This window comes from Microbacterium umsixpiens, from assembly GCF_053543675.1.
Genome location: NZ_JBLVOH010000001.1, coordinates 6,093 through 17,433 on the forward strand (window position 1 = coordinate 6,093; position 11,341 = coordinate 17,433).

General features: G+C 69.3%; 9 protein-coding genes. 4 read left to right on the forward strand and 5 right to left on the reverse strand.

The annotated features are described in order from the left end of the window. Positions 1-140: 140 nt before the first annotated feature. From ACNPM4_RS00035 to ACNPM4_RS00055, 5 genes are all read right to left on the reverse strand, one after another. Positions 141-761 (reverse strand): ECF transporter S component, encoded by a 621-nt coding sequence (locus tag ACNPM4_RS00035; RefSeq protein WP_448984240.1) that lies wholly within the window; start codon positions 759-761, stop codon positions 141-143. Beyond that, entirely contained in the window at positions 758-1,633 is an 876-nt protein-coding gene (locus ACNPM4_RS00040) for a siderophore-interacting protein (RefSeq protein WP_448984242.1), read from the reverse strand. The genes ACNPM4_RS00035 and ACNPM4_RS00040 overlap by 4 nt, the downstream gene beginning before the upstream one ends. A gap of 10 nt (positions 1,634-1,643) precedes the next feature. Beyond that, a complete protein-coding gene (locus ACNPM4_RS00045) occupies positions 1,644-2,429 on the reverse strand; it encodes an energy-coupling factor transporter transmembrane component T (protein ID WP_029261292.1) in 786 nt (261 codons plus the stop codon). 77 nt (positions 2,430-2,506) lie between these two features. After that, a complete protein-coding gene (locus tag ACNPM4_RS00050) occupies positions 2,507-4,225 on the reverse strand; it encodes an ABC transporter ATP-binding protein (protein WP_448984244.1) in 1,719 nt (572 codons plus the stop codon). A 107-nt stretch (positions 4,226-4,332) separates the two neighbouring features. Further along, the gene (locus ACNPM4_RS00055) at positions 4,333-4,878 is read right to left on the reverse strand and encodes an ECF transporter S component (RefSeq protein ID WP_448984246.1); all 546 of its coding nucleotides are present in this window, start codon (positions 4,876-4,878) and stop codon (positions 4,333-4,335) included. A gap of 188 nt (positions 4,879-5,066) precedes the next feature. Between ACNPM4_RS00055 and ACNPM4_RS00060 the strand changes: the two genes are divergently transcribed. The 4 genes from ACNPM4_RS00060 (at position 5,067) to ACNPM4_RS00075 (ending at position 11,285) form a co-directional block, all read left to right on the forward strand. Further along, the gene (locus tag ACNPM4_RS00060) at positions 5,067-8,222 is read left to right on the forward strand and encodes a S8 family peptidase (RefSeq protein ID WP_448984248.1); all 3,156 of its coding nucleotides are present in this window, start codon (positions 5,067-5,069) and stop codon (positions 8,220-8,222) included. Between the two features lie 178 nt (positions 8,223-8,400). After that, positions 8,401-10,647: a carbon starvation CstA family protein gene (locus ACNPM4_RS00065; RefSeq protein WP_448984250.1), complete on the forward strand. Its 2,247-nt coding sequence runs from the start codon at positions 8,401-8,403 to the stop codon at positions 10,645-10,647. Between the two features lies 1 nt (position 10,648). Further along, complete coding sequence (locus tag ACNPM4_RS00070; protein ID WP_448984251.1) at positions 10,649-10,894, forward strand: YbdD/YjiX family protein; 246 nt, start codon at positions 10,649-10,651, stop codon at positions 10,892-10,894. A gap of 103 nt (positions 10,895-10,997) precedes the next feature. Then, entirely contained in the window at positions 10,998-11,285 is a 288-nt protein-coding gene (locus ACNPM4_RS00075) for a helix-turn-helix domain-containing protein (protein ID WP_372468255.1), read from the forward strand. Positions 11,286-11,341: the final 56 nt, after the last annotated feature.

The following is an 11,341-nucleotide window of genomic DNA, read 5'->3' on the forward strand; positions in this document are numbered from 1 at the left end:
GTGGGGTCCCTCCCGCCCCCGCCCGCCGCCCCCACCCGCCCCCCACGACTCGGAGGCCGCGCCCGCTTCGACATCGCCGCCTGATGGTCCGCCTGCGCGGAGAAGCCCCGGCAGGAGTCGCGGTCGGCGTCACCTCAGGATCATTGCGAACGACGCCCGCCGACGCCGGCCTTCCGGAGCTGATCGGCGATGATGATTCCCAGGGCGGTGGTACCGACGCAGCTCGCCAGGGTGATGGAGAAGAACAGGGCCTGCACCGCGAGCGGGAAGCTGCCCAGATCGAACGATGCCCACGCCAGCACCGGATACACGACGCTGACCACGACCGCGCCGACATAGTGCATCCACGTGCCCCAGTATCGCCAGATCACGAAGAGGAACGGCAGCTCGGTGAACGCCGCCCACCACAGATTCGTCGCCACGCTGCCGAACCCGTAGCCGGAGAACGGCACGATCACGAGGCCGGCGAGCAGACCCACCAGGAGTCCGACCAGCGGGCGTCGCAGCAGACGCAGCGCGATGACCGACGGCAGCATCCAGAGCCCGGCCAGCGCCACGCTCGCGAACGGCGCCACGGGGAAGAGCAGCGTCGACAACCAGTTCGCCGGTGCCAGCAACAGGCCGCCCGCCACACCGAGCGCCGCGCAGGTCAGCAGGATCGCGGTGGGAAAGCGGAAGCGCCCACCCGGCTTTCGCGCGGTACCGCCCGATCCTCGCCGGGGAACCGCCGCGTCCGTGCCCGCCGCATCCACACCGCTCATGCCAGCGGCTCCGCTGCCGCCTCGCGAGCGGCCTTCGAAGCGGGTGAGGCCGCACCGATCTTCCAGTACCCGCAGAAGCTGACCGCGTTCTTGTCGACACCGCGCTCGCCCACCAGGTGCTTGCGAGCGCCCGAGGCGAGTGCCTGCTCGCCGGCCGCATACGCGTGGAACGGGGCATCCGGCAGCGCGGTGCGGCCCAGCGCCTGCAGCGCCAGCGCACCGGGAGCGACATCGTGAGGCCGCACGAGCCAGACGACCTCGAGACCGGACGGATGCGGGAATTCCAGCGCATCCTCCTCGCTCGGCACCTCGATGATCGCCGTGCCGGTGGCATCCGCGGGCAGCGAGGCACTGATCGAGGCGATCGCCGGCAGCGCCGTCTCATCGCCGACCAGCACCACGCGGTCCGTGCCGCGCTGCGGGTTGAAGGTGAGCCCCTCGTCGATGATCAGCACGTGCTCGCCCGGCTGGCAGATCTCCGCCCAGCGCGACGCCGGGCCGGCCGTGCCGTCGGCCGCCGAGCCGTGCAGCACGAAGTCCACGTCGATCTCGGCGCCGGCCTCCGCCGTCGCCGCACGATAGGCGCGCACGCTGTAGTTGCGCATCACGGGGCGTTCGCCGTCGGGGATGCGCAGGAACTTCAGATACCCGAACATCTTGTTCGCCTTGGCGGGCACCCGCTCGAGGCCGGCGTCGCCGCCGATCGGCAGGAACAGGCGGAACCACTGGTCGAAGCCCATCGGGCGGAACTTCTCGATCTCGCCGCCGCCGAGAGTCAGGCGGATCCAGTGCGCCGAGAGGCGCTCCGAGCGCAGGACCGTCAGATGGATGAGCTCGGTCGTCTCGGGCTTGACCATCTTGCTGTATGCCATGGGGCGCCTTTCAGGGAAGCTGCCAGGGGAAGAAGGCGACGAAGATGGCGGCGGACGCCAGCAGTGTCACGAGAGTGAAGACCGTGTCCCGCGTGCGGAACGGCACGAGATGCCGCTCGGTGCGGGTGGGATGAGCGCCGAACGCCCGGGAATCCATCGCCAGGGCGACGCGCTCGGCATGGCGGATGGCCCCGGCGAGCAGCGGCACGATGTAGCCCCAACCGCGCGCGATACGGGCGAACGGTCCGCGCCCGCCGTGGTACCCGCGCACCCGATGCGCCGCGCGGATCACGGCCAGCTCATGCCCGAATCGCGGCACGAACCGGAACGCCGCGAGCGCCGTGTAGCCGACGCGGTAGGGCACCCGGAGCTGCTGCACGCTCGCCCGTACGAGGTCGGGGCCGCTGGTGGTGAGCCCGCCGACGAGGGCGAGCGCCATGATCGAGCCGAGCCGCAGCGCGGTCGCCGCGCCGATCACCAGAGCGCCGCTGTACAGCGTCCAGTCGCCGATCCACACCACCGGCGTGCTGCCGTCGACGAGCCCGGCATCCACCCACAGCGAGAATCCGACCGCGACCAGCAGCATCCCGGCCGGGAGTCCGAGAAGCAGCAGAGCGAGCAGACGTCGCGTGAGGCGGGCGCCGACCAGGATCAGCGCGTATGCGAGCACGAGGAACGCGGCCGGGGTGGCGAGGTCGCGGACGAACACGAGCAGCACCATCGCCGGGGCGAAACCCGCGACCTTGGCGAGCGGATTCAGGGCGTACAGGAACTGCCGGGGCGAGGTCGCCGTCATCCGGGCGTACGGGTCGAAAGCGCGGCCTCCGCCGGCGGCGCCGGTGTTGCGGACGGTGCTGCCCGCGGCATCGGCGCTCATCGGATCACCTCGAGCCCCGCGGATACCAGCACGCGCTGCAGCGCGGGTATGCGGAGCCCGGCATCGGCGAACAGCTGCTGGTCGCGGAACAGCGCTGCGGTGGCGCCCGCCGCCCGCACCTGCCCGCCGGCGAGGAGCACGACGTGCGTGCTGTGCTCTGCGACGAGCTGCAGGTCGTGCGTGACGATCACGATCGTCGTGCCCTCGGCGCGGAGGTTCTGCAGGATATCGAGAAGCTCGGCGGCCCGCGCGCGGTCCTGCCCGAACGTCGGCTCGTCCAGCGCGAGGACGCGCGGTCGTGTGATCAGAGCCGTTCCCACAGAGAGGCGTCGCTTCTCGCCACCCGACAGGAGGAACGGGTGCACGTCCGCCTTGTGCTCGAGTCCGAACCGCGCGAGCATCTCCGCGACGCGGGCGGTGATCTCCGCATCCGGCACATGCCGCAGCCGCAGCCCGTGCGCCAGCTCGTCGAAGACGGTGTGCGCGATGAACTGGTGCTCGGGGTTCTGGAACACGAATCCGATGCGCGCGGCGAGGTCGCGGGGGGAAGCAGTACCGGGATCGATGCCGTCAACCGACACCTGACCCCGCGGGGGCGGCACGACACCCGCGAGAGCCTGGATCAGCGTCGTCTTGCCGGCACCGTTCGCGCCGACGATCGCGGTGAGGCTTCCCGGTTCGAGGTCGAGGTCGATCCCGTGCAGGATCTCGGTCCGTCGGCGGCGCACGGTCAGCCCGCGGGCGCGGATGATCGGCTCGGGCCGGCTGGCGTCCGCGCGTTTCGCGTCGCTGCCCTCATCGCCAGCCGAGCCAGTCGAGCCAGTCGAGCCAGTCGAGCGAGCGGAGCGAGACGAAACGCCCTTCCGATCAAGCCCTGCGGCGAGCTCATCCGGAGTCAGCGGCAGCGGATCGAACGAGAGGCCCTGACCCCGCAGCCGCAGCGCGGCGAGCGTGGCGGCCGGCAGCCAGACGCCCATCCCGACGAGTTCGTCGGCATGCGCGCGGATGACCTCGGCAGCCGGCCCGTCGAACACGATCCTGCCGTCGCGGTCGAGCACGATCGTGCGCGTCACGAAATCCATCGCCGCGTCGAGGTTGTGCTCGACGAGGAGGATCGCGCGGTCTCCGGCGGCGACCACATCGGCCAGTGCGGCATAGACGTCGTCGATGCCCTGCGGGTCGAGGTTGGCAGTCGGCTCGTCGAGCACGATCAGGGGCGAGCCCATCGCGAGGGCGCAGGCGATCGCGAGTCGCTGCCGTCCGCCGCCGGACAGGTGATCCGGGTTCTCCTCACGCCGATCCCACAGTCCCACCCGGCGCAGTGCTGCTTCGACGCGGCCCCGTACGACGTCGAGTGCGAGCAGGAGATTCTCCGGCCCGAACGCGACCTCGTCGTAGACGGTGCCCGTGACGATCTGCGAATCCGGGTCCTGGAACACCATCGCGACGTGCGTGCTCAGAGTGGCGGGCTGCGCGGCGGCGGTGTCGATTCCGCCGGCCTCGACGGTGCCGACCATGGTCGCCGGCAGCGCATGCGGGATCAGGCCGTTGAGAGCGAGCGTGAGGGTCGACTTGCCGGATCCGGAGGGTCCGAGCAGCAGGACGACCTCTCCGGGGTGGATGTCGAACGTCACGTCGCGCGGTGAGGGGTGCGCGGCATCGGCGTGGGTGAGAGAGAGCTCACGCACGCTCAGCAGGGGCGCGGATGGGCGCACGGCGGAGTCCCGGGTCGACGGATCGTACCCGTCTAACTTAGCTGAGCCTTACCTGATCCGCCATCGAGCGGAACCGACCGGCACCGAGGCGACCGGCGCCGATGCAGTCAGCGCCGAGCGACCCCGGCCCTGCGCAGCGCCGAGCCGATCGCGAGCCCCACCGCGGTCCACGCGATCGGGCCGAGCACCGAGATCGCGAGGTACAGGATCTGCGCCCACGGCGGCATGACCGACAGATGCGCGGCGAAGAACACCACGACCGCGACGACGACGCCGATCACGGCGGCAGAGATGAAGAAGCGCCACGGCCCCCAGGCGCGGTAGCGCGTGAGGGCGGCGACGCCCTCTTGGATGAGGCCGAACAGCAGGGCGGTGCCGATGAACCGCAGCGCCCACGCCGGGTTGAAGGCACTCGCGATCAGTGCCGCGAACACGTGCGTGATCAGGGCGACGAGGGGGAGCCGCAGCACCTCCTGGGCGATGATCCCCGGCAGCACGTGCGAGCCGAGCACGAGCCCGTAGAGGAAGAGAAGGGGGCTCGCCAGCAGCACGGGAGTCACCCATCCGGCGATGCCGGCGAGGATGCCCGTGGCCACTCCGATCGCTGCGCAGACGAGCAGTACTCGAGTCGACAGGAGGGGGGTGCGGGCCACCTCTCCAGCTTACTGTCGACCTATCGGGAGGGACGCCGTGGATAACCCTGGCCGATCGGCGAAGGCCGGGTGGTCGATCGACCAGTTCTCTCTTCGGCGGCGAACAGCGGGACTATGTTGGCCGCGGTGCAGCAACGAGGTTGCACCGTGATCATCGGGAGCACCACATGGGTCGAACACCCCTCCGGATGGCAGCAGCCACCACCCTGGCGACTCTGTTCATCGCATCGACAGCAACCACCGGCTACGCGGCGACCGGGGAGGTGACGCATCCCGTTCCGGTCGCAGGCACGCCCGGCCACTACATCGTGGTCATGAAGTCCGATCCGCTCGCCAGCTATGAGGGCGACGTCAAAGGCCTGAAGGCGACGAAGCCCGCCGAGGGCGAGCAGCTCGAGACGCAATCGCAGGACTCGCAGCGGTACGTCAAGCACCTGCAGACGCAGCAGACCGACCTGGTCGGCGACATCGGAGTCACGCCCGACAACACCTATCAGGTCGCGCTCAACGGTTTCAGCGCCGACCTCTCCGGTGAGCAGGTCGATGCGCTGCGTGCGTCGAAGAATGTCCTCGGCGTGTACCCGGACGAGGTCCGGCACCCCGACGCGCAGACGTCCACCGACTTCCTCGGCCTCGGCGACGACCGCAAGGGGCGAGGCGGAGTGTGGCAGCAGACCGGCGGCGTCGAGAAGGCCGGCGAGGGCGTCGTGGTCGGCGTGATCGACACCGGCATCGCGCCAGAGCATCCGTCCTTCGAGGGCAAGAAGATCAAGAAGCAGAAGAAGCAGCAGAGCCGACACAAGGGCAACCAGCCCTACACCGACGGCACCAACGTGTACTTCGACAAGTCCGACGGCGGGCAGTTCCAGGCCGCGATGGTCGAAGGCCAGGACTGGGACACGAGCGACTACTCCTCGAAGCTCATCGGCGGACAGTACTTCTACGCCGGGGCCGAGGCCGCCGGATTCGACTTCCAGTACGACTACCTCTCGCCGCGTGACGGCGACGGCCACGGCTCGCACACCGCGAGCACCGCGGCGGGTAACTTCAAGGTCGACGCCGCCATCGAGGGCGTCGACTTCGGGACGGTCTCGGGCGTCGCACCCGGTGCGAAGGTCGCGGCCTACAAGGCCTGCTACGTCGGCCCGGACACGACCGTCACCACCGACGACATCTGCGCGCTGAGCGACCTCGTCGCCGCGATCGATCAGGCGGTCGCCGACGGCGTCGACGTGATCAACTACTCCATCGGCGGAGGGGCGGCGAGCACCGTGCTGTCGCCGGAGGACCTCGCGTTCTTCAACGCCGCGGCCGCGGGTGTCTTCGTCGCGACGAGCGCCGGCAACGACGGCCCCGACCCGGTCACGGCCGACCACGCCTCGCCCTGGTACACGACCGTCGCCGCATCGACCATCCCGACCTGGGAGGGCACCGTGCAGTTCGACGGGTTTGAGCAGGCCGGAGCCTCGGTGAGCGTGCCGTTCGGTGAGAGCGTCACCGGCCCGTCGATCGCCGCGGTGGATGCCGCCGCAGCAGGAGCGGTCGACCCGCAGCTCTGCCTGCCGGCGACCCTCGACCCCGCGAAGGTCGCCGGACACATCGTGGTCTGCGATCGCGGCGGCAACGCGCGCGCCGAGAAGTCGCAGGTCGTGAAGGATGCCGGGGGCATCGGCATGGTCCTCGTGAACGTGCCGGGTGGTGCCGACTCGCTCGACAACGACTTCCACGCCGTGCCGACCGTGCACCTGAACGCCGTGCACCGCGCCGCCGTGCTCGCGTACGTGCAGGGCGGCACCGACCGCCCGATCACCCTCGTCGGCGAGAACACCACGGGCGTGACCACCCCGACGCCGCAGATCGCGGGCTTCTCGAGCCGCGGGCCGATGCTGGCCGACGGCAGTGATGTGCTGAAGCCGGATGTCGCGGCCCCCGGCGTCGCGATCCTCGCGGCGACGAACAACGGACCCGACGAGGAGCCGACCTTCGGCATCCTCTCCGGCACGTCGATGGCCTCGCCGCACGTGGCCGGCCTCGGAGCGCTGTACCTCGGCGAGCACCCGAAGGCGACGCCGGCCGAGATCCGCTCGGCGATGATGACCACCGCCTACGACACCGTGCTGCCCGACGGATCGAAGAACACCGACCCGTTCGAGCAGGGCGCGGGTCAGGTCGACCCGAAGCGGTATCTGAACCCCGGGCTGCTGTACCTCAACGGGGTCAAGGACTGGGCGGCGTTCCTCGACGGGAAGGGCCTGTCGGACTTCCCGGGGATCGAGCCCATCGACGGCAGCGACCTCAACCAGGCGTCGATCTCGATCGGCTCGCTGGCCAGCGCGCAGACCGTCACCCGCACGGTCACCTCGACCGAGAAGGGCACCTTCACCGCGAAGGCCTCCGTTCCGGGCGTGAACGTCAAGGTCACCCCGCAGCAGCTGAAGTTCGACAAGCCGGGGCAGACCAAGACCTTCACCGTCACGTTCGACAACAAGAGCGCGCCGGTCGAGGAGTGGGCGACCGGTTCGCTCATCTGGAAGAGCGCGAAGAACTCGGTGCGTTCGCCGATCGCGGTGTTCCCGGTCACGGCGGATGCTCCGGCCGAGGTCACCGGCACCGGCGTCGACGGCAGCACGTCCGTGGAGATCACCCCCGGTCTCGACGGCGACCTGGCTCTGAACCTCTCGGGCCTCACCGCCTACGAGCTCCTCACCGACCCGGACAACCCGGTCGAGGGGCACTCGGGCGATGAGAACTCGGGTGACGCGAACAAGGACGTCGCCTGGATAGTGGACGTCCCGGAGGGCACGACGCTCTCCCGGTTCGACCTCGACTCGTCGGACGACGACGGCAGCGACCTCGACCTCACCGTGTACCGCGTGGTGAGCCCGGACGACCTGCGGTATTACGAGAACTGGCAGTCGGCGACCGGCTCGGCGGACGAGCAGGTCACGGTGCCGGCACCGACCGCCGGCACCTATCTGGTGGTGGCGAACGTGTATGCGACGACGGGGCCGATGACGTGGGACATGTCCTACGCCAACGTGCAGCCCGCCGGCGACGGTGCGTTCACCGCGACGCCGAATCCGATCGCCGCGGTCCGCGGTGAGAAGACGAGCTACGACCTCAGCTGGACCGGCCTGACCGCCGGCGCCCGCTATCTCGGACTCGTCCAGTACGGCGACTCGGACGTGCGCACCGTCGTGACGGTGACGACGCCGGACGCCCCGGCGAAGCAGGCGCCACCGGCGGATGCCCCGGAGACTCCCGCACCGACTCCGGCACCAACCCCGGCACCGGAGACTCCCGCACCGGAGACGCCGGCCCCGGAGACGCCGAAACCGGAGTAGCCCCCACAGCACAGCGCCCCGCGGTCTCCCTTCCGCGGGGCGCTGTGTGCGCGCACGGGCATCCGTTCATCGCGTGATCGGCGCCGCTCGTCGCAGCATCCGCTTCCTCCTCCGCATCCGGCCCGCGCGTTTTCCTAACGTGGGGGAACGCAATGTCGCGTATCCCGAGGAGACTCCCATGACCGCACCGGGCATCGACCCCGTCACCGACCCGAAACTCCCTCCCGTCGCCCTCAGTGAGGAGCATCACGAGAAGGCGAACCGCTGGACTCTGCCGAAGATCATCCTCTGGGCGGCGATCGCCCTACTGGGTGCCGTCGCGTGGACCATGCTCGCGATCGTCCGCGGCGAGACCGTCAACGCGATCTGGTTCGTGTTCGCCGCGGTCTGCACGTACCTGATCGGCTACCGCTTCTACTCGAAGGTGATCGAGAAGTACATCACCCGCCCCGACGACCGCCGGGCCACCCCCGCCGAGGTCCGCCAGGACGGCAAGGACTATGTCCCCACCGACCGGCGCGTGCTCTACGGCCACCACTTCGCCGCCATCGCCGGTGCCGGACCGCTCGTCGGCCCCGTGCTCGCGGCGCAGATGGGCTTCCTCCCCGGCACGATCTGGATCATCGTCGGCGTCGTGCTCGCCGGCGCTGTGCAGGACTACACGGTCCTCTTCTTCTCGATGCGCCGCGGAGGCCGCACGATCGGCCAGATGGCGCGTCAGGAACTCGGAAAGATCGGTGGCACCGCCGCGATCATCGCCTCGCTGCTGATCATGCTGATCATCGTCGCGATCCTCGCCCTCGTCGTGGTCAACGCGCTCGGCGAGAGCCCGTGGGGTGTCTTCTCGGTCGCGATGACCATCCCGATCGCGCTCTTCATGGGCGTCTACCTGCGCTACCTGCGCCCCGGCAAGGTCACCGAGGTCTCGATCATCGGCTTCGCACTGCTGATGGCCGCGATCATCGGCGGCGGCTGGGTCGCGGGCACCGAGTGGGGTCAGGCGATCTTCCACCTCGACCGCACCACGATCGCGTGGGGCATCATCATCTACGGTTTCATCGCCGCCGTGCTCCCGGTCTGGCTGCTGCTCGCTCCGCGCGATTACCTGTCGACCTTCATGAAGATCGGCGTGATCGTCATGCTCGCCGGCGCCATCGTGCTGGTGCGTCCGGAGATCACGGTTCCCGCGGTCAGCATCTTCGGCGAGAACGGCATGGGTCCGGTGTTCGCCGGCCCCCTCTTCCCATTCCTGTTCGTCACGATCGCCTGCGGTGCGCTCTCGGGCTTCCATGCGCTGATCGCGTCCGGAACCACACCGAAGCTCATCGAGAAGGAGCGCCAGACGCGCTTCATCGGCTACGGCGGCATGCTCATGGAGTCGTTCGTCGCGATCATGGCCCTCGTCGCCGCGATCTCGATCGACCAGGGCATCTACTTCGCGATGAACGCACCGGCCTCGGCGACGGGTGGCACGGTCGAAGGGGCCGTCGCCTTCGTGAACTCGTTGGGCTTGTCGGGGGTGAACCTCACGCCCGAGATGCTCACCGGCACGGCAGAGGCGGTCGGCGAGGAGTCGATCGTGTCCCGCACCGGTGGCGCCCCGACCCTGGCGCTCGGACTCGCGCACATCATGCAGCAGGCACTCGGCGGTCAGGCGCTCATGGCGTTCTGGTACCACTTCGCGATCATGTTCGAGGCGCTGTTCATCCTCACCGCGGTGGATGCCGGAACCCGCGTCGCCCGCTTCATGCTGCAGGACTCGATCGGCGCCTGGTTCCCCAAGTTCCGCGACGTCTCGTGGCGCCCCGGCGTCTGGATCTGCACCGCGATCATGGTGGCCGGCTGGGGAGCGATCCTCATCCTCGGTGTGACCGACCCGCTCGGCGGCATCAACACCTTCTTCCCGCTGTTCGGCATCGCGAACCAGCTGCTCGCCGCGATCGCGCTCGCCGTGGTGCTGGCCATCGTCGCCAAGCGCGGCCGCAGCTACTTCAAGTGGCTGTGGATCATCGCCCTGCCGCTCGCGTTCACCGCGGTCGTCACCATCACGGCGTCGCTGTACAAGATCGCGTCCCCGGTACCGGCGATCGGCTACTGGGCGAACCACTTCAAGTACGTGGCCGCTCGCGACTCCGGCGATACCTCCCTCGGTGAGCCGGCGGTGCTCGACGCGGTCATCCGCAACACGGCCGTGCAGGGCACCCTGTCGATCATCTTCGTGACACTCGCGATCGTCGTGATGGTCACCGCCGTGATCGCCACGGTGAAGGCCATCCGCAACGGCGGCGGCGAGAACACCGAGGACGAGCCGGTCGCCTCGCGCCGCTTCGCTCCGGCCGGGTTCCTGCCGAGCACCGCGGAACGCGAGCTCGAGAAGCAGTGGGAGCCGATCCTCGCCGACGAGCGCAAGGCGTCGTCCCACTGAGATGGCCGACACCATGACTCGGACGGATGCCGCGACCACCCTCCTGCGCGCTCTTTTGGGCGCCGTGGGCCGGGTGGGCCGCGGCATCCGCTGGTACATGACGAACCTGATGGGCGACAGCGCCTATGTGACCTATGTCGCCCATCAGCGCCGCGTGCACCCGGACGAGGAGCCGATGACCGAGCGGCAGTTCTGGCGGGAGCGGATGGACGACCAGGACCGCAACCCCGGTGCCCGCTGCTGCTGAGCGCGGAGCGGCCGGTCCGAGGCGAGTTATGACCAGTATGCTCGCCATAACCGCATGTTATGACTAGTATGTTCGTCATAACAGACGGGCGGAGGTGGCGCGCATGGCCGGATATCGGATCGCTCGGGACATGGAGACGTTCGGCGAGCACATCCGCGGATGGCGCATGGTGCTGGGGCTGACCGCCCAGCAAGTCGCCGAGCGAGCGAACATCTCGCGCGACACGTTGCGCAAGATCGAGAACGGCAATGCGACAGTCACGTTCGAGAATGTCGCCCAGGTGCTGCGGTCACTCGGCATTCTCGAGGCGGTCGTGAACGCCGTCGATCCGTTGAGCACCGACATCGGCAGGCTCCGCGCCTCGAGCCTCGAGAAGACGCGCGCTCGATGAGCGACTACGAGGTCTATGGTGACGACCGTGGCGACCTGCAGCTGGTGGGGCAGGCG

What these genes read in the sequence shown, in the direction of transcription:
- ACNPM4_RS00075 (WP_372468255.1), top strand. Translation starts at nt 10,998, where the DNA reads ATGGCCGGATATCGGATCGCTCGGGACATGGAGACGTTCGGCGAGCAC.
- ACNPM4_RS00045 (WP_029261292.1), bottom strand. Translation starts at nt 2,429, where the DNA reads ATGACGGCGACCTCGCCCCGGCAGTTCCTGTACGCCCTGAATCCGCTC.
- ACNPM4_RS00070 (WP_448984251.1), top strand. Translation starts at nt 10,649, where the DNA reads ATGGCCGACACCATGACTCGGACGGATGCCGCGACCACCCTCCTGCGC.
- ACNPM4_RS00065 (WP_448984250.1), top strand. Translation starts at nt 8,401, where the DNA reads ATGACCGCACCGGGCATCGACCCCGTCACCGACCCGAAACTCCCTCCC.
- ACNPM4_RS00035 (WP_448984240.1), bottom strand. Translation starts at nt 761, where the DNA reads ATGAGCGGTGTGGATGCGGCGGGCACGGACGCGGCGGTTCCCCGGCGA.
- ACNPM4_RS00040 (WP_448984242.1), bottom strand. Translation starts at nt 1,633, where the DNA reads ATGGCATACAGCAAGATGGTCAAGCCCGAGACGACCGAGCTCATCCAT.
- ACNPM4_RS00060 (WP_448984248.1), top strand. Translation starts at nt 5,067, where the DNA reads ATGGCAGCAGCCACCACCCTGGCGACTCTGTTCATCGCATCGACAGCA.